Annotated in this window: 16 protein-coding genes; 12 read left to right on the forward strand and 4 right to left on the reverse strand. The window is 43.2% G+C overall.

Translation table 11 applies throughout. The features are described 5' to 3' along the window. Positions 1–42 precede the first annotated feature (42 nt). From pepP to B9T29_RS07055, 6 genes are all read left to right on the forward strand, one after another. Positions 43–1,374, forward strand: a complete 1,332-nt coding sequence (gene pepP / locus B9T29_RS07030; protein WP_171264004.1) for a Xaa-Pro aminopeptidase — start codon at positions 43–45, stop codon at positions 1,372–1,374. Positions 1,375–1,590: 216 nt separating this feature from the next. Beyond that, the gene (locus B9T29_RS07035) at positions 1,591–2,541 is read left to right on the forward strand and encodes a GGDEF domain-containing protein (RefSeq protein ID WP_086175243.1); all 951 of its coding nucleotides are present in this window, start codon (positions 1,591–1,593) and stop codon (positions 2,539–2,541) included. Between the two features lie 227 nt (positions 2,542–2,768). After that, a complete protein-coding gene (locus B9T29_RS07040; RefSeq protein ID WP_086175244.1) occupies positions 2,769–3,008 on the forward strand; it encodes a DUF378 domain-containing protein in 240 nt (79 codons plus the stop codon). A 464-nt stretch (positions 3,009–3,472) separates the two neighbouring features. Continuing rightward, the gene (ubiH, locus tag B9T29_RS07045) at positions 3,473–4,681 is read left to right on the forward strand and encodes a 2-octaprenyl-6-methoxyphenyl hydroxylase (protein ID WP_086175245.1); all 1,209 of its coding nucleotides are present in this window, start codon (positions 3,473–3,475) and stop codon (positions 4,679–4,681) included. Beyond that, positions 4,678–5,928, forward strand: coding sequence for an FAD-dependent monooxygenase (locus tag B9T29_RS07050; RefSeq protein ID WP_086175246.1), 1,251 nt, complete (start codon positions 4,678–4,680; stop codon positions 5,926–5,928). The genes ubiH and B9T29_RS07050 overlap by 4 nt, the downstream gene beginning before the upstream one ends. 176 nt (positions 5,929–6,104) lie before the next feature. Next, the gene (locus B9T29_RS07055) at positions 6,105–6,353 is read left to right on the forward strand and encodes a hypothetical protein (RefSeq protein WP_086175247.1); all 249 of its coding nucleotides are present in this window, start codon (positions 6,105–6,107) and stop codon (positions 6,351–6,353) included. Between the two features lie 81 nt (positions 6,354–6,434). Here B9T29_RS07055 and rsmI read toward each other — a convergent pair whose 3' ends face one another. Further along, positions 6,435–7,274 carry a 16S rRNA (cytidine(1402)-2'-O)-methyltransferase gene (rsmI, locus tag B9T29_RS07060; protein ID WP_086175248.1) on the reverse strand — a complete coding sequence of 280 codons (840 nt, stop codon included), beginning with the start codon at positions 7,272–7,274 and terminating at the stop codon, positions 6,435–6,437. A gap of 12 nt (positions 7,275–7,286) precedes the next feature. On the opposite strand from rsmI, the gene B9T29_RS07065 reads away from it, so the two are divergent. The 4 genes from B9T29_RS07065 to B9T29_RS07080 all read left to right on the forward strand — a co-directional run bounded on the left by B9T29_RS07065 (position 7,287) and on the right by B9T29_RS07080 (position 10,276). Next, positions 7,287–8,222, forward strand: coding sequence for a penicillin-binding protein activator (locus B9T29_RS07065; RefSeq protein WP_086175249.1), 936 nt, complete (start codon positions 7,287–7,289; stop codon positions 8,220–8,222). Further along, positions 8,222–8,650 carry a YraN family protein gene (locus B9T29_RS07070; RefSeq protein WP_086175250.1) on the forward strand — a complete coding sequence of 143 codons (429 nt, stop codon included), beginning with the start codon at positions 8,222–8,224 and terminating at the stop codon, positions 8,648–8,650. The genes B9T29_RS07065 and B9T29_RS07070 overlap by 1 nt, the downstream gene beginning before the upstream one ends. Positions 8,651–8,715: 65 nt before the next feature. Beyond that, a complete protein-coding gene (locus B9T29_RS07075; protein ID WP_086175251.1) occupies positions 8,716–9,399 on the forward strand; it encodes a BON domain-containing protein in 684 nt (227 codons plus the stop codon). Further along, positions 9,389–10,276 carry an alpha/beta hydrolase gene (locus B9T29_RS07080; RefSeq protein WP_086175252.1) on the forward strand — a complete coding sequence of 296 codons (888 nt, stop codon included), beginning with the start codon at positions 9,389–9,391 and terminating at the stop codon, positions 10,274–10,276. The genes B9T29_RS07075 and B9T29_RS07080 overlap by 11 nt, the downstream gene beginning before the upstream one ends. A 1-nt stretch (position 10,277) precedes the next feature. Here the strand turns inward: B9T29_RS07080 and nudC are convergent, their stop codons facing one another. The 3 genes from nudC to dnaQ form a co-directional block, all read right to left on the reverse strand. Further along, positions 10,278–11,051, reverse strand: coding sequence for an NAD(+) diphosphatase (gene nudC / locus B9T29_RS07085; protein ID WP_086175253.1), 774 nt, complete (start codon positions 11,049–11,051; stop codon positions 10,278–10,280). Further along, positions 11,051–12,697: a chemotaxis protein gene (locus tag B9T29_RS07090; RefSeq protein WP_086175254.1), complete on the reverse strand. Its 1,647-nt coding sequence runs from the start codon at positions 12,695–12,697 to the stop codon at positions 11,051–11,053. Before B9T29_RS07090 ends, nudC begins: the two co-directional genes overlap by 1 nt. Before the next feature lie 126 nt (positions 12,698–12,823). Then, the gene (gene dnaQ / locus B9T29_RS07095; protein WP_086175255.1) at positions 12,824–14,251 is read right to left on the reverse strand and encodes a DNA polymerase III subunit epsilon; all 1,428 of its coding nucleotides are present in this window, start codon (positions 14,249–14,251) and stop codon (positions 12,824–12,826) included. Positions 14,252–14,473: 222 nt separating this feature from the next. Here dnaQ and B9T29_RS07100 point away from each other — a divergent pair, with 222 nt between their 5' ends. Then, a complete protein-coding gene (locus B9T29_RS07100) occupies positions 14,474–17,749 on the forward strand; it encodes a lytic transglycosylase (protein ID WP_086175256.1) in 3,276 nt (1,091 codons plus the stop codon). A 26-nt stretch (positions 17,750–17,775) separates the two neighbouring features. Further along, complete coding sequence (locus B9T29_RS07105) at positions 17,776–19,614, forward strand: extracellular solute-binding protein (protein ID WP_086175257.1); 1,839 nt, start codon at positions 17,776–17,778, stop codon at positions 19,612–19,614. Positions 19,615–19,624: the final 10 nt, after the last annotated feature.

Consider the following 19,624-nt stretch of genomic DNA (forward strand, 5'->3'; position numbering starts at 1 on the left):
AAAGTTATAACCTACTCATAAAAGACAAAAGTACACTTAATGATGAAACTGACTCAAGCAGATTTTCAGGAACGTCGTGACCGCCTGGCAGAAGAAATGGGTCCGCACAGTATTGCAATTATTGCCACCAGTCCGGTTGCCATGCGTAACCGCGATGCAGATTATAAATTCCGTGCAGACAGCAGCTTTTTCTACCTGACGGGATTTGCCGAACCTGAAGCTGTGGCGGTGATTGAGACTTTTGAATCGATTGACGAAGGTTATACCTATAGCCTGTTCTGCCGTGAACGTAACCGTGAAATGGAAATCTGGAACGGTTACCGTGCCGGTGTCGACGGGGCAGTAGATGATTATGAGGCGGACGAGGCTTATGCCATTGACCTGCTGGATGAAGAAATTATCGAGAAATTGCTTGATAAACAGAAATTGTTCTATCGGATTGGCCAGCAGGCCGATTTTGATGCCCGTGTAGCAAAATGGCTTACTCAGGCTAATGGCGAATCACGTAAAGGTACTTCTGCACCTGCGCATGTGATTCAGCTGGACCGCATTCTGGATGAAATGCGTTTACACAAATCCGAAAAAGAAATCAAGTTGATGCAACTGGCATCGAATATCAGTGCAGAAGCGCATACCCGTGCCATGCAGACCGTGAAACCGGGCATGATGGAATATGCGCTGGAAGCAGAATTGAATTATGTGTTCGGTAAAAATGGCTGTGTGCCTTCCTACAACAGTATTGTGGGTGGAGGTGAAAATGGCTGCATCCTGCATTATGTGGAAAATGACAAAGAGCTGAAGGATGGTGATCTGGTGCTGATAGATGCGGCATGTGAATATCAGCTATATGCCTCCGACATCACCCGTACTTTCCCGGTCAATGGCAAGTTTAGTTCTGAACAAAAAGCCTTGTATGAGCTGATTTTAAAAGCCCAGCTTGCAGCGATTGATGCAGTACGTGTCGGCAATTCCTATAAAGAACCGCATCATGTTGCGGTGCGCATTCTGGTTCAGGGCTTGTTGGATTTGGGCCTTATGCAGGGTGATCTGGAAGAAATTATCGAAAAAGAAACTTTCCGTCAGTTCTATATGCATGGTACCGGTCACTGGTTGGGCATGGACGTACATGATGTTGGTTCATATAAAATTGATGGTGAATGGCGTGCTTACGAAGAAGGCATGGTGGTGACTGTTGAGCCAGGTCTGTACATTGCACCAGATGATGAAACTGTAGATGCAAAATGGCGTGGTATTGGCATTCGTATTGAAGATGATGTGGTGGCTACCGAAAATGGTCCACTGGTACTCACCAAAGATGTGGTGAAAACGGTAGAAGATATTGAAGCGTTGATGGCTCAAGCAAAAGCAGCCTAAGCGAAAGTGTATGTTAAAAGCCGGTCGAAAGATCGGCTTTTTTATTATTTTACATTTAAAACAAATTCCAAGATCTATTTCGCGTGAACATGAGCTTTATTTTGTAAAGCTTCTACACTGATTCAACAGAACAAGCATTATTTTAAGCCTAAATATTATATGATAGCTTTTTAAATTTCCTACTTCCTGTCATTTCGAACATTATGGGCTGTGTTCATGCATAACATTCAATTTCACAACTTTGAGGAAGCAGGAAAACAAGTTCTTGAATATCTTCATGAAAATTTAGGTTTTGGCTTGTGGATGATCACCCGTGTCGAGGGTGAAAATTGGATTGTGTTACAAGCAGAAAATGAAAAATATAACGTTAAAGCGGGAAATTTTTTTCGTTGGGCTGATTCATTTTGCTACCATATGGTACAAGGCAAAACGCCAAATATCGCTCCATGTGTGAGTGATATTTCACTGTATGCGAATGCAGCTATTAATCAAAATTTATCTATTAAATCGTATATTGGTCAGGCTTTATTTAATGAAGATGGCTCTGTGTTTGGCACCATGTGCGCAATTGATACCGAAATTAAACCAAATGATATTTTAAAAGATGCACCATTGGTGCAGCTACTCGGCAGTTTATTAAGCTCTATCCTGCAAGGTGAATTACGTGAAAATCAGCAACGTCGATTACGTGAACGTTTTGAAGTTGAAGCTTTAATTGATGGGCTAACAGGATTATTTAATCGCCGTGCCTGGGATCGTCTTGTTGAGTCAGAAGAAGGTCGATGTCGGCGTTTTGGTTTGCCAGCGACGATTTTTAGTATCGATTTAAATGACTTGAAACAAGTGAATGACCAATTGGGTCATGCACAGGGCGATCATCTTATTCAGAAGGTAGCAGAACTGTTGCTGAAAACCACTCGAAGCAATGATGTGGTTTCACGTTTAGGGGGTGATGAGTTTGCTATGTTATGCCCTGAAATGTCGATGTTCGATGCGGAAGCTTTGTTTAAACGTCTGATCAGTTTGTTTTTAGAGGAAAATATTCACGTTGCAATAGGCTATGCAACTCGACAATTAGATTCCGATTTACCGGGGGCATTTATTAAAGCTGATCAAAATATGTATGAACATAAGCGGCAAGTGAAGCTAGAAAACACTAACGTTTAGGTACTCATGCTGATATCAATAAATCTCCGTAAAAGCCGGTCAGTTGATCGGCTTTTTTACTTACGTTTATCGCGAATAATTCAAATAAAACTCACCAAGTTAAAAATTAGAATCTATAAAATGACACTAACTCAACATAGAAAATCAGTTTTTAGCATTAAAACAACATATTAACTCCAGTTTCGTTCTCATAATTTTGATCATTAAATATACAGTTGGAGAGATTTATGAAACTTAATACGATTGACTGGATTGCCTATGTTTTAGCGATTATTGGTGGCCTAAATTGGGGCTTAATTGGTGCATTCGATTTCAATTTGGTCGCTGCAATCTTTGGTGACATGAGTCCTCTATCTCGAATTGTTTATGTCCTGGTGGGTTTATCTGCGCTCTATTTAATCTATACAGGCACGAAATTAGGCAGAACAGTACATCATACTGATACACATACAAATATTGTGCGTTAACAGCCAAGGTTTGAATGTATAGATTAACTTGAATTCTGATGAAGTCGATTGTTGCATCATTTATATCATCGGCTTATTTGCATGACTTAATTGTCCTAAACAAAAACGGAGCCTAAGCTCCGTTTTTTATGAAAATAAGTTGAGAGCTATATGTTTTTCTGTGGGAAGCTTTAATTGATACTGAGCTTAGCAATCATTATTTCAACATACTTTTCTATGGTGGAAATTTTAAAGTTATTCCTACAATTCGAGTAATAGTGAAAATTCCTTGTATGGCGAAAAGCTAGCAATGCATGAACATCTGTATAGCCGAAATTTAGTCACACTCCCATATCATGAACAAGCAAAGTTCTAATTCATTATAAAAATGAAAATCTTTGATGTAATATAAAATCCATTACAACTTATACGTATTTCGATTAAATCTCCTGAATTCGAATACCTGATAAAAAAAGGATGAAAGCATGCAGCAAGAAGTCATCATTGTTGGCGGCGGTATGGTCGGACTCAGTCTGGCTTTAATGTTGGCAAAGGCTAATATCGGGGTGAAGCTGCTCGAAGCCATCAAATACCCAAATTACGATGATGCCAATCTTGCGCCTTATCACTCCAGTTTTGATGCACGAAACAGTGCCTTGTCACGCCGTAGTGTACAGATTTATCAGGAATTGGGCTTATGGAATGCCTTGCAAGAACATGCTACCCCTATTTTAGAAGTGCATATTACCGAACAGGGCAGCTTTGGTAAGGCGCGTTTAAAAGCAGAACAGGAAAAAGTCGAAAGCTTTGGTCAGGTGATTGAAAATGCCTGGCTGGGCCGTGTACTGCTTACTGAAGTACGTAAACAACCTTTGATTGAATTGATTGATGGCGTACAAGTCACCTCACTGAAACAAGATTCTGATCAAGCTTTTATTGAAGCACAACGTGGCGATGAAACATTATCCTTACAAGCAAAACTGCTGATCGCTGCCGATGGCCGGGATTCATTCTGCCGTAAAGCCCTAGGAATTGGTGCTTCAGAGCATGATTATGATCAGGTGGCGATTGTCACTACCGTGCAAACCTCAAAACCGCATAACCATGTTGGCTTTGAACGTTTTAGCCCGCTTGGACCTTTAGCATTATTGCCATTACCGGGTGAATATCGCCGTTCGGTGGTCTGGCCGGTGAAAAAAGGCACAGAAGGGGAATGGTTAGGCGAAGAAAACGACCAGCACTTTTTAGATGCCTTACAGGAAACTTACGGTGACCGTGCCGGAAAATTCCAGAAAACGGGTCGTCGTTTTAGTTTCCCTTTATCACAAGTTTTAGCAGAAAAGCAGGCAGTTGGTCGTGTGGTGCTGATGGGCAATGCAGCGCATACCATTCACCCGGTAGCAGGACAAGGCTTTAACCTGTGTATGCGCGATGCCTATGTGTTGGTACGTTATTTAACTGAACAACTGGCGCAAGCAGCCGACTTGGGGGATGCAGCCATGCTGCTGGATTATGAAAAATCCCGTCTGACTGATCAACAACGGGTAATCAAGTTCTGTGACAGTGTGGTGCGTGGTTTTAGTAACCAGAATCCCATCCTGAAATTAATACGCAATACCGGACTGGTGGCTTTTGATACTATTCCAGGCATTAAACCGCTGGTGGCCAATTATGCCATGGGGTTGAAAGCATGACACTTAATCAAAATAGCAAAGTTCTTGATGTGGTGATTGTGGGGGGCGGTCTGGTTGGTGGTCTGACTGCATTATTGCTCGCTCAAGGCGGTGTGCAGGCGACAGTACTGGATGCGGCTCCTATTCTTGATGCAGAAAAAACCAAGGCGATTGCCAATCCGCGGGTATTGGCCTTAAGTCAGGCGACCATTCATTTGCTGAAAACGGTCGGGGTCTGGGAAAAGCTGGCACGTCAGATGCCTTATAGCGGCATGCAGGTGTGGAATAAAAACGGTTATGGTGAAATCAATTTCGGTCAAGCCTCGATAAAAACACCAACGGCTGAACAGGCATTGGGTTCAATGGTCGAGCCGAGTATCCTCAATCTGGCGATTCAGCAACAAATGCTGCAGCAGCTTGAAGATTACCGCACTCAGGTTAAAGTGACAGCTATAGAGCAGGGTGTAGCAGGAATCTGGTATATCCATCTGGTGGATGGAACCCAGCTGAAAACCAAGCTGCTGATTGGTGCAGATGGTGCCAATTCTTTTGTCCGTGAACAGGCCTTTATTGATCTGGATATCCTTGATTACAAGCAGGCTGGTCTGACCTGCGCGATTCGTACCGCCCAGCCTCATCAGCATGTGGCCCGACAGATTTTCCTGGAAACGGGACCATTGGCTTTTTTACCGATGGCCAGTTTAAAGCCGGAACAGGATGGCTATTGGCAATCGATTGTCTGGACCTTGCCTGATGATTATGCTGAAGAATATGCGGCATTGAATGATAGCGATTTTACTGCGTTGCTCACGCGTGAAAGTCATCACATGCTGGGTGAGGTGTTAGAGGCAACGCCACGGGCACAATTCCCGCTGAAAGCCCGTGCTGCACAGCAATATGTCAAAGCCGGTTTAGCCTTGATTGGAGATGCTGCACATGTGATTCATCCGCTTGCCGGTCAGGGGGTGAATATTGGTTGCCTGGATGCCGCCATTTTATGTGATGCACTGCTGCATGATTTAAAACGTGGGGTATGGGCACATGAACAAACCTTGCAGCGCTATGAGCACCGCCGTAAAGGTCAAAATGATGCCATGATGCACAGCATGTCTGCGATTGGATGGATGGAAACCACAGCGCTTTTCCCGGTGGTGTGGGCCCGAAATTTCGGCTTAAAACAGGTGGAACAACATGCGGCATTAAAAGATGCCTTTATGTCACAAGCCAACGGATTACAAACCTTAAAAGATACTTGTTATGCCGTTTGAAACTGAAGAACCATTTTTTGTACAAATATTTATACAAGTTTACTTTTTTGATTAAAAAAGATACGATTTTTTTAAAATTGACCCTATGCGAAACGTGCAGAGATTGTTAAATTTCTTCCTAATTCGCAATCAATTTAAATTGGATTGATAGAAGTCATTGGTGGGGAGAAAGAAAGATGACAGATATGAATGACTACGATGATGTAGAAGAAACTGCAGTTGATGAAGATGAAGCAAAAGCTGCTGAAAAAGGTGCGTCTGACAGTGATACAACTGCAACTGATGGTGATGTTGCCGAAGCTGAAACACTTACAGTGACTGCCAAACTGAAACAGCGTCAAGCTTTGGAAGATGAAGTGGCTGCTTTCCTTGCTCGTGGTGGTCGCATCACTGAAGTACCTGCAGATGAGTCAGCAAAAGATTAATTCATTCTTTTGCCGGGTTTTGCTATAGAATAAAAAAAGCATCACTTTGGTGATGCTTTTTGTTTTTGAGCTGACAGCCGCTCAGATTTTATTGCTGAGTTCCAAAGCACGTTGATAAGCCACTTTCTTTTTAATTCCGGTCAAGTCTGCGGCCAGTTGCGAAGCGGCCTTCACTGATAAGTCCTGTAATAAACGGCTCAACAACTGGTCCAGTTTTTCCTGTTCCAGATCCTTTTCTTCAGTTGCACCGCCAATTACCAGCACAATTTCACCTTTTTGCTGGTTGTGGTCAGCTTCAATAAACTCCACCAGTTCTGCCAGGGTCATTTTTTTGATGGTTTCAAAGGTCTTGGTAATTTCACGGGCAAAACCCACTGGGCGATCGGCACCAAACACCTGTGCCATATCTTTCACCGATTCCAGAATGCGATGCGGTGCTTCATAAAAAATCAGGGTTTGGGTTTCATCTTTCAGCTTTTCTAACTGGCTAAGACGCTGGCTTTGGCGAGAAGGCAAAAAACCTTCAAAACTAAAACGGTCACTCGGTAAACCGACTGAACTCAGCGCGGCAATGGCTGCACATGCACCAGGTACCGGAACTACACGGATATTGTGCTGCTGAGCTGCACGAACCAGTTTAAAACCCGGATCGCTAATCAGCGGCGTTCCTGCATCACTAATCAGCGCCATGTTCTCGCCGTTTAGTAATCTTTGAATCAATACATCAATTTTATTGCTTTCATTATGTTCGTGACAGGCAGTAAGCGGAGTTGTAATATTAAAGTGCTTTAATAATTGAGCAGAAGTGCGCGTATCTTCTGCCGCGATGATACTTACAGACTTTAGAATATCAATAGCACGATAAGTAATGTCATCTAAGTGCCCAATTGGGGTCGCTACAACAAATAACTGAGCACTCATAAGGTTTCTCCAATGTTGAATAATAAAAAAATATTGATGAGCTTCATCCTGTATTGCATTTTGAATCACGCCCAAGCTGAAGTGCTGGTCATTTTACCCGAATCGGGACCTTTGGCGCGAGCCGGATTAAGTATCAAACAGGGTTTTATGAGTGCTTATCAGGCATCAGACCTGAAAACGCCAATTAGATTTGTAAACTCGGACAAAAAACAAATCGCGCAGTTGCTTAAACAAAATGTCAATAAAAAAACCCAACTGGTGATTGGACCCTTGGCACGTCAAGATGTGGAAGCTGTAATCAAGGCGCAGCCGAAGGTTCGGGTTTTGGCTCTGAATGAGGTGTCATCGCAGTTTGCCAATGTGGGACAATTCAGTTTGTCCAAGCAGGATGATGCGGTGGCGCTAGATCAGGTATTACAAAATGATCAGATCAAAGAGCTGTATGTTTTGCAGCAAAAGGATTCTGAAATTGACAATGAACTGTTTTTGATTTCTTTGCTTACCCAGACTGATTATCCGCTGAATTTAATTGAGGAAGCCCCGAAAAAATTAAATAAACAAACCGGTTTATTGTTACTGGGCAATAATAGCTGGCTAAATAAACTGGCAAAGCTGCCACATAAAAATATCTATATCTTAGCCAATGCCATTGAACAAGATCAGGCATTACCCATAGGGATGAAGTTTTGTGATGCTCCGGCTTTATATGGCACTGAATGGCCAGATGTCATGCAAGCCATTCAGCAAAACAGCGTTTCCATGGCCTATCAGCGGCTGATCGCCTTTGGTGGTGATGCCTGGCATATTGCAAGCCAGTATTTGGTAGACCCCCATTTAAAAAGCCTGCAGTTTCAGGGACGTACTGGCTTGATTCAAATCAATAATAACCTAATTCACCGGATTCCCCATTGTTATGAAAATACCAAAAAAGGGATCCGGGCATTGTGATGTCAAATCTTCCAGCACATTTAAATTTGGGACAATGGGCTGAACAGCAAGCGTTAAAGTTATTAAGGGAACACGGTTTTCAGTTGCTTGTAGCAAATTATCATTGTCGTTATGGGGAAATTGATTTAATTGTACATAAAGCTCAGGAACTGATTTTTGTCGAAGTGAAAGCGCGTTCAATGACCCAATATGCCCAATCCTGTGAAAGTATTTCTTTTTCCAAACAACGCAAAATTATGAAATCGGCACTGTGCTTTTTGCATGCCTATCCGGAATATCAAACTTGTTATTGTCGTTTTGATGTGATTTGTTTTGATTTTTCTCAACAATTTGCAAAAACCATACAGCAAGATTTTTCCAAATTCACTTATGATCAACAATGGATTGAAAATGCTTTTACTTTTGATCAAGAGTTTATTAATCTTTGAACAAAATCAGAGCATAAATGCTGAAATAAAATAGAATTTAAATTAACGATTAGGAGTCTTGCTGAGTGTTTAACCGTATTGCAATGACGTTACTGTGTGTAGCAAGTTTATCTGGTTGTGCAAGTTTTATCTCGAGTGGCACAGGGTCGGCCCCGGTAGGTACAGAAAGTGGCGCCCGTTCTCTTGGACAGGTATTTATCGATTCCTCTATAGAACGTACCGCTAAAATCAATTTATATAAATTAGACAGTCGCTTTAAACAATCTCGCATCAATATTGAAAGTTTTCATGGCAATGTATTATTAACCGGTCAAGTGCCGGATGCACACTTAAAACAGTTGGCTGAAGATAATGTCCGTGCCATGAGTGATGTTAAAACCGTGCATAATTACATTACTGTCGGTAACCAGATTGGTTATGGCACGATTATGCAAGATACTACCGTGACTGCGAATACCCGCGGCCTGATTATGAAAGCCGTAGTGGTATCTGACAGTAAAGTGCGCATTCACACCGAAGATGGTGTTTTATATGTGATGGGGCGTTTAAATACCGCAGAAATTAATGATCTGAACCAGGTGCTGCAGCAAGTTGGTAATGTCACTAAAATCATTACCCTGATTGATAATATTGAACAGTCTAGAGCGGTGACTTCAAGCTTGAGTAGTGCTCTTGTGAATGCACAACCGGTGGAACAGACACCAGTGGCCATTGATCCCGATCAAGCAGAGCCAACCTATGCTCAATAAGGTTGTACAAGCAGTTAGAAAGGAAATCCAGCAAAAGGTCGAAAAAGCGAAAATACTCTACAAAGATTTTCGCCTTTACGATTTTGGCAGTTATGCCCTTAACCGTTTAACCCCACGCAAAGGTTATACGCTGCATGAAAATATTGCTTATGGCTTAAAAGCACGTCAGCGTTTTGATATTTTCTCCGCTGCATCTCCGCTTGAGCAGCGGCCTTTAATCGTGTTTGTTCACGGTGGGGCATGGTTGCACGGTGATAAAAAAGATTATCGTTTTGTCGGTGAAGCCTTTGCCAAAGAAGGTTATGACGTTGCGGTGATTAACTATCATCTTGCACCAGAACATGTGTTTCCAAGTTATATTGATGACCTGAGTCTAGCACTGAATTATTTAACTCAGCATCAATCCAGATTGAATATTCGGACTGAAAAAATAGTACTGATGGGGCATTCAGCCGGTGCATTTAATATCATGTCGGCGCTCTATCATCCCCATCCTTATAGTCTGCAATGCCGTTCTCAGATTCGTGCCATTATTGGGTTGTCGGGACCCTATCATTTTGATTATAAAGATGATCCGCTATGTGCCGATGCCTTTGACCAAAGCGTGCCTTATCAGCAGGTGATGCCTTACTATTTTGTTGAATCCAATCAGGTGCGGCATTACCTGTTTTTGGCTTCCAATGATCAAGTTGTAGGGCATAGTAATTCGCAGGATTTGCACCGTATTTTGCAGGAAAAGGGCAATCATAGCCAAATGATTACCATTCCCGGAACAGGGCATGTGTCTATTATGGGTTCGGTATCGAGTCTGTTTAGCCGTTATTTTCAGACCAAACAACAAATTTTAATAGTGCTGGAAGAAGCCTTAAAACCTTGACTTAAAGCCATTCACGGGTGTCATCTGCAACCGGATGACCGTCGGTGATGTGTTTAATCATGGCATAAGCAATACTGCCTTTAAATGGAATTTCAGGCAGTTGATTAAATTTAAAAAATTGGGCATCGCTAATTTCTTCTTCCTGAAGCTTAATCTCTCCAGATGCATATTCAGCACGGAAGGCGAGCATCAAATTACTTGGAAATGGCCAGGGCTGGCTGGCAAGATATTGCACATTTTTTACTTTTAAACCGACTTCTTCCATTGTTTCACGGCGTACTGCTTCTTCTAAAGTTTCCCCGACTTCAACAAAACCGGCAATTAAGCCATACATATTGCTTTTGTTGTTGGCATTTTTAGCCAGCAGAATTTCATCTGGACCACGGGTAATGATGGTGATGACGCAGGGCTGTACCCGCGGATATTGATGATAACCACATGCTGGGCAAACCATGGCATATTCAGTCACATGGGCTTCAGTTGGATGTCCACAATGACTACAGAACTTGTGGTTGCGGCGCCATTCTAACAGTTGGATGGCACGACTGGCTGTTTCAAACTGTTGGGTGTCCCACAAGGTTAATAACTGGCGGATGGGAACCAGTTGCAAGCCTGCAGGAATAGGTTCGTTTTCATGAAGATCACGGGCAATCACTTGATCACCCGGGCTGAAGTGAAGGTCACTTGCTACACGTTCTACTCGGGGAAGTTGAAAGTTTTCATCGACTAAAAGTTGGTGTTGATGAAAGATATAAGCAAGTGACAATTCAGACATTAGGCAACAGTTTTCAGTTTTTCGCTACTTTGCAATGCTACATCAAACATGGACTGCAGGACAGGCTGTTTTGATTTTAAATTGTCAATCAGCATATCGGCACTGGCTAAAGTATCGAGGGTGTGGTTGATCTGTTCAGCACTGATCGTTGCAGCATTTTCAATTTGCTGTTGAATAAAGGTTGCAGCCGTATTCAATGAAGTTCGACCCGATTCTGCATTTAAGAACAGCAGGGCACCGCCAATTTCACGTAATTGGGTAGGAATATTTTCAAGTGCAGCCAGATTTTGATCTTGCAGATACTGCATCAAGATTTGGCTAGAAAGGTCAATCACAGCTCTAGTTTCGTTTAATAAAGCTTCATGTGCTTCATCTAAACGGTCTAAAGAAATGTTCATATTATTGACGCGCAGCTGTAAACGGCTCGAGGTGTAATGGCGTTCCAGCACCCCAATCGAGTTCATGGCAGACAAAATACAATTCATCAACTGCTGTGCGAAATTTTCATCTTTTAAAATATCACCCTGACTGAGTAATGCAGCCTGACGTAATAAATCATTATGTGCTTCATTCAGATTCAATACTTTAAAGATATTGGCCAGACTGACTAATTGGCTTTGTAGCTCCCGCGTTTTTTCAGCAGTCATGTTCTGGTAATTGTATTCAATGTCATTGCGAATTTGTCCCATTTCAGCACTCACCAATTCACTGATGGTATGCATGGTATCAAAATCAGGACCGTAAAGATGTCGGCTGAACACCTGCAATTGTGTATCCGTTAAGTGATCTTCACCAATATTCAGCTGGCTACGGATCTGTTGAGCCGTCTCATCTTCCTGACTAATACATAGGCTTAAAATATTGGCTAGATCAGATAGGTTGGGCTTGAAGCGATCTGGGGCGCTGAAATATTGGGCCATATTGCGTTCAATGCTGACCAGGGTACGTAAACGTGCATCATTGATCAATAAATGGTTCACCTGATTAAATGCCACATGCACCAGATTCCAGTATTGTTTGCTTGGCGTGTTTTCTGCCAGACCTGCCAAATAGGCACCGACCAGTTTGATCGCTTGCAGATCTAATTCAGTTTCTTCCTGTTTTATCAGCTTGTTTAAAGACAGTTTGTACAGGCGATGTACATATTGCGACTTTTCCAGGCTTGGTGCTTGAGGCAGCTTAAAATCAGGAGTAATACAGTCCAGTAAAGGCTCAATATACTGACCTTCATGGCTAAGGGGTTTGCCCAGCACGATTTCTAGACGGTTTAAGGTATCCAGTAAAAATTGTGGAATTTTAACTTCGCGCAAGCAAATAAATTCGATGTAGCGCTTTAACATGGTGGTGCCTTCACTTAAGGCAATCACTTCCTGGGTGTTAATTTGAGCAGGATTCACCATGATCTTGCGCATTAACTCTGCTGAGTATTGGGCAATTTTAGCCAGACTTTGCATGTCAATGAGCGCAAGAACCTGGGCACATTGTTCAAACTGATTCAGTGCATCGTCAATACCAAAGGGTAAAGTGTGGTCTTCTGCCAAGGTGCTAACCGCTGATTCAACTAATTTAATTGAGTTATCAACCTCATTTTTTATTATCAGCAATGCAGTCGGGTCAAAATGAATAGAGGTTTGGTAAGAAGACATGTATCTGCACCTTTCCTAGTGTTTTATCTGTTTATGAGTAGCCCGTTCAAGGCCAAACTTCTTTGCGTTTAACTATAACGTAACTGTTAAACGTTTAAATACAAAAAACCACTAGAAATGTAGATTTTATTTTGCAAAAAGACAAGCTGTTCCATGTTTTTCTGCAAATTGTTTGACCCAATTCTCATGTTCTGCCAATTCTTCGGCTGAAGGTAAAATCACAGGCAGCTCTATTTGTACAGTGGAGCGGGCTGCTTGACTCTGTTGTTGCTCGGCTTCGGTCAGGGTATCCATATCAAAGGAAACCTGACCACCGGTCATGGCCAGATAGACATCCGATAAAATTTCGGCATCCAGTAACGCACCATGGAAAGTACGGTCACGCTGTGGAATTTCATAACGGCGCACCAAAGCATCCAGGGAGTTTTTTTGTCCCGGATGCTTGCTCTTGGCCATGGCCAAGGTATCGGTTACTGCACATACTTCCGATAATGCAACAAAGCCTGCGCGTTTGAACTCCATATCGAGGAAGTTCATATCGAAGGTGGCGTTATGCGCGATAATTTCTGCGCCTTTTAAATAGTCAAACAGCACATCGGCAATTTCTGCGTAAAGCGGTTTGTCTTTCAGGAACTCATCTGAAATACCGTGAATATTTTCAGATTCGCCAACAGGTTTTTGCGGATTGATATAAATATGAATGGAGCTGCCGGTCAGTTTGCGGTTGACCATTTCAATCGCCCCGACCTCAATAATCCGGTCCGTGTCCTGAAAATAAAAACCTGTGGTTTCAGTATCCAGAATCAGCTGGCGAGGGCCGTGAACTTCCTTGCTTCGTGGGGTAATCACGATATGCGGGTGTAGTGGTTTATCCGAAGCAGGTGTTGCGCTTGCTAAAACAGGTTCTGGAACTTCCGCTAGTTGTTGCAAGCTATCTGCCTGATGGTTTTCCTGTTCCGCATTTTCTAAAGCTGCATTCTCCAAAACTTCGCTGTCATCTTGCAGCTCGGCTTCGATCAGGTCGAAACCAAAGGGATCATCTAATAACCAATCCTTTTCAGCTTTTTTTTTATCCAGCATATCCACTTGCTCTAAGTTAGCTTCGGCAGAGGATAAGAGATTTTTCATGGCTTTCAATGTTTGATCAGCACCCTGATTGGCCAGCTGATCGGCCATTTCGTTGCCTGGATGTCCGGCATGGCCTTTAATCCAGTTCCACTCGATTTCACGCCCCTGACAAGTCGCATCCAGTAATTTCCACAGGTCCGGATTTTTGACATCTTTCCAGTTTTTCTTTTTCCAGCCATGAATCCATTCGGTAATGCCTTGCTTTACATATTTGGAATCGGTCCAGATGATCAGTTTGGCATTTGGAGGACAAAATTTAATGCCTTCAATTGCCGCGGTAAGTTCCATGCGGTTATTGGTGGTTTCTGCTTCGCCACCATAAATTTTATGCTTTTCTGATTCGGTAATGATATATGCACCCCAACCGCCTAAACCAGGATTGCCACGACAAGCGCCATCGACATAGAGAGTGATTGTTTGAGTCATATAAACCAAATCCGAACGCTAAAATAAGAGTCAAGTTAAACCAAGTGATTGGCATATTGTATAACGCAATTCCACCTTAAAAGTGTATTCCATGGTTATTTTTTAAATTCTTGTAACATTTATAGTGAAATCGCGCTAAATTAATCGCTTGTGTCTACCCCATGCTTCACTACAATGGCAGATCTAAAAAATAAATTTTATACGAGTTGTTTGGATTTTTTTATGTATAAACCAACCGCGATTTTGTGCCAGCCGACATTACCCAATTTTTTAAAAATAACTGTACTGGGTTCAGCTTTAACTGCTTTGGGACTGACAGGATGTTCCTCAAGTCAGAGTGTAACACATGGCTCAAAATCGAAAATGGTGGGTTCATCCGGATACCTGGATACCGACAGCTTGGATTCATTGGAAGATTTATTGTCTGCAACAGATATGAGTGCGGTAGAAGGTGACCGCTTGCTGATCTTGAAACATGGTGATGTGTGGAAACGTATGACCGTGGGTTTCAAGATGGATCAGAGCCATTGGGATACGCGTATTGAAGCTCAGCGTGGCTGGTTTGTTTCCCGACAGCCTTATCTGGACCGTTTAAGTGCCCGTGCATCCCGTTATCTTTATCATACCGTGAAAGAAGCGGAACGTCGTGGTTTGCCGACAGAGCTGGCTTTATTGCCGATTATTGAAAGTTCATATGACCCTGCAGCGACCAGTAGTGCAGCAGCAGCCGGGATGTGGCAATTTATTCCAAGTACCGGACGTATTTACGGTTTAAGACAAACCAGTTTGTATGATGGTCGCCGTGATGTGGTGGAATCGACCCGTGCAGCCTATGAGTTTTTAGGTGGCTTATATAACCAGTTTGGTTCATGGGAACTGGCTTTGGCGGCGTACAATGCAGGCCCGGGACGTATCCAGCAAGCCATTAACCGAAATAAAGCGGCAGGTCTGCCTACCGATTACTGGTCACTGAAACTGCCTCAGGAAACCATGAACTATGTGCCACGTTTCCTGGCGGTGGCGCAAATTATTAAGAATCCGAATGCCTATGGGGTGTCTCTACCACCGATTGCTAACCGTCCGCACTTTAGGGAGGTGCCGGTCGGGCCGGTGAGTTTAAATGAAGTGGCATCGGTGACCGGTTTAAGCCGCGCCGAGCTATATCAGTTAAATCCAGGGCATCGTGGTGATTGGATTGATGATCAAAGTCCAATGAAGATTATTATTCCAGCCGATTTAAGCCCTGCTATTGATGCCCGACTTAAAAAGCTCTCGCCAAATTCGGGTACGCTATGGGCCAGCACGGCAAAACCTTTTACCCCGGAAAGAAGCAATCCACCTGAGTTAAATACTCAAGTGATTAATCCGGTAAAAACAGCACCACCGGTATTAACCGCAAGCACCACCAAAACTTCTCAGCCGGTCAGCAGTACGCCGGTTAAAGCAGTAAACCCTGTAACGGTAACCAAGCCTTCGACCAAAACCCGTATGGCTACGCCTCAAGGGGCTGATGCCTTGGCATCTTTTGCTGCAAATAGTGATATTCCAAGTGCACCACGTATTCCTGTTGCGGTGAGTCAGGTGGCCAATGTCAAGCCTGTGACTGTAGAACCTCCATTGTCTGCGGCTGAGCGTGAGCAAATTATGGCGGCCGTGAAAGCAGACGGTGAAAATAAAACGGTAGAACAGGTGCTTCAGCCTGTGGCAAGTAAAGCTGAACAGGAAAAAGTGGTGGCAGAAATTAAAGCCATTGCACCGCAAGGCACCGAAATTGTCGATCCATTTGACGGCAAAATTAAGTTAACTGCCATTCAAACCAGTCTGTCAGTGGCTGAGCAGCAAGGTAAGGAGTTAACCAAAGGGTTTGCTTATCCAAAAGGTGTTGCGGAAAATACCAAGCCTGATTCTGATGAAGCCAAACGTAATCAGGGCAAAAATTACGTTAAGACAGATACTGAAATTGTAGTGGTTGCACCGAAAGGAAAACGTACTACTTATACCGTTCAACAGGGAGATACTTTAGCCGTCATTGCCATGAAAAATGGCCTGAACTGGCGTGATGTGGCGAAATGGAACCAGATTGACCCAAACTCTCCGCTGTACGTGGGAACCAGTATTTATTTATACGATGCCAAACCACAAAGTACAGAAACTTCAGGCAGCAAGTTTAAAGCACAACCGGAAACTTATGTGGTTCAGGCCAATGATAGCCTGACTGGGGTGGCCAGCCAATTTGGCTTATCGGTCAAACAATTGGCAGAGTACAATAATTTGTCGGTCAGTAGTGGTTTGCGGGTTGGGCAAAAATTATCGTTAAAAGAAACTGCGCAAAGCAATTCCGATACTGCTGAAACCAAGACCAATAATTCAAAATCCACTGCCAAAGTAAAGACCAAACCTTATGTGGTGAAGCGTGGCGAATATCTTAAACTGATTGCTGACCGTTATGCCTTGTCTAATCAGGAGCTGGCTGATTTAACCAGCGGATTAACTGCGGGCAGCAGCTTAATGGTGGGACAAAAAATTAATGTGCCACTCCATGAAGTGGCTAATAAAGTAGACAATAAGCCAGAAGAAAAAGTGAGTCTGGTTAAAATAGATCCGGTAGTCATTGAGCCATCCTATAAAACTGAAAATTATCAGGTGCAACGTGGCGATACCCTGTCGAGCATTGCAGCCAAATCGAAAATTTCAGTCACTGAATTGGCACAGCTGAACAAAATATCCCATACGCATGGTTTACAAGTGGGTCAAAGTCTTAAAATTCCTGCAAGTTCAACAGTTCCGGATAGTTATACCGTACAATCGGGGGATAGCCTGTCTGCCATTTCGGCCAAATATAATTTAGGCATGGATTATATTGCCAATATTAACGGGATTAACCGCAATACTGGTTTACGCGTGGGGCAGCGTTTAAAGCTCAGCGGTGAAGAACCTGTCGCAGCGCCTAACAAAGCAGACGTCAAAGTTGAAAAAGTCAGCTTTGAAAAGAGCGATAGCCATGTGGTGAAACCGGGTGAAACATTAAGCAGCATTGCGAAAAAATACCATTTACAACTGGATTATTTAGCTGCGTTAAATGGTTTAACCCGCAATTCCAGCGTACGTATCGGGCAACGCTTAAAAATCGAGGGTGATTTGTCACAGCTTGAAACTAAAGCAGAAGCAGCGGTAACAAAAGCGGTGAAATCATCAAAAAATACCGATACATATACCGTAAAGCCGGGTGAGTCTTTAAATGCCATTGCCAATCGGGTCGGTGTATCGGTTGCCGAATTGGCAGCGATGAATGATTTGAATGCACGTGCTGGTTTGCGTGTTGGTCAGCAGATTGTGCTGCCTAAAACTGTGGTTGAATATAAAATCAAACGTGGTGACACTCTGATCGGGTTAGCTAACCGTTATGGTCTGGATAGCGCGAAACTCGCAGAAATGAATGATATGCAACCCAATAAACAATTGCGTATTGGTGAAGTGATTAAAGTTCCAAACTTATAATAATGCAAAGACAGGGAGTCGTTTAGATGTCATTTGCTATCGCAAAACGCTTGAGTTTTGCCTGTGGGATGAGTCTGTTGACTCAAGGGTTGTGGGCTGCCGTGCAGACCACTCCCTACATTGCAGTACATAGCCAGCCGAAATATGCCGGCTTGTCAGTCATGCCTTATGCCAATGCCCGAGCGCCTAAAGGCGGTTATTTAAGTACCGCTAGCAATGGTACTTTTGACAATCTAAACAGTATGAATGGCAAAGGCAGCTCAACGGATGGGGTGGAATTTCTGTTTGATTCGCTGATGTCGAATTCGCTGGATGAGCCGGGGGTGATGTATCCCTTGCTTGCCGAAAAAGTGACTTATGATCCTGAGCAAACCAAATACGTCATTTTTCATCTCAATCCCAAAGCGCGTTTTAGTGATGGCAGTGAAGTGACTGCACAAGACGTCAAATTCAGTTTTGATACCTATAAAACCAAGTCTAATCCGGGACTGCAGATGTATCTGGCCGACCTGGATAAAACTGAAGTGTTGTCCAAATATGCGGTCAAGATGAGTTTTAAGTCTGGCAATAATTCGGAAATGCCGCTGATTCTTGCACAAATGCCGATCTATTCCAAAAAGGATTGGCAGAATAAGAATTTCACCCGAGTGACCATGCAACCTATTTTAGGTTCCGGTCCGTATCTGATTGACCGTATCGATGCAGGTCGAAGTATTAGCTATAAACGCAATCCCAAATACTGGGGCAAAGATTTACCAGTAAACACAGGGCGTTATAACTTTGACCGTTTGAAGTATGTCTACTACCGCAATCTGGACATTGCTTTTGAAGGTTTTAAGTCGGGCCAATATACCTTGCATGAAGAATTTACTGCGCGTAAATGGGTGACTGAATATCATTTTCCTGCGGTCAAAGCAGGCATGGTGGTGAAATACAGGTTCCAGCACCATAACCCCATCCCAACGCAAAGCTTTGTGTTTAATACCCGTCGTGCGCCTTTTCAAGACATTAAATTCCGCCAAGCGATTACTTATGCTTACGATTTTGAATGGCAAAACAAGGCGCTGTTCTATGGCCAGTATCAACGGCTACAGAGTTATTTTGCCAACAGTGAACTGGAAGCCAAAGGCACGCCAAACCCTGTGGAGCTGGCAATTTTAAAACCCTATTTAGCCAGACTGAATCCCATTCAGCGGCAGGGTGTGTTGAAGAATTGGAAATATCCGGTTTCCGATGCCAGCGGGTTTAACCGCAATAATCTGCTCACAGCACGTCAGCTACTTATAAAAGCTGGTTATACCTTTAAAAATGGTCGTTTGCTTGATACCAAAGGCAAGCCGATTCGGATTGAATTTTTGATTCATCAGGATGGTTTGCAGCGTACCTTAATGCCCTTTATCCGCAATATGAAACGTTTGGGTGTAGAGGTTGCGATCCGCCATGTGGATGTGCCGCAATATATCGAGCGTATGCGCAGCAAGGATTTTGACATGACCACCAGTGTAATGCCGCAATCGCTCAATCCGGGCAATGAACAGGCACAGTTCTGGGGCAGTGCCTCGGCAGATCAGCCGGGTAATTACAACTATGCAGGCATTAAAAATCCGGTGATTGATGCGGTGGTTCAGCAGGTGATCCATGCGCCGAATCGTGAGCAACTGGTACTCAGAACCAGGGTGCTGGATCGTTTATTGCGTGCCGGTTATTATCAGATTCCGACCTATGGTAAGGGTGAAAACTGGTTTGCCTACTGGAACATGTATCATCAACCGAAAGTGAAACCGAAGCTCTCATCCGGTATTGACTATTGGTGGAGTGATGCCGAACAAGCGAAAAAAGTCACTCAATATTTACGTCAGAAATAAACAATAAGTC

The sequence above is a fragment of the Acinetobacter sp. ANC 3903 genome (assembly GCF_002135315.1).
Classification (GTDB): Bacteria; Pseudomonadota; Gammaproteobacteria; order Pseudomonadales; family Moraxellaceae; genus Acinetobacter.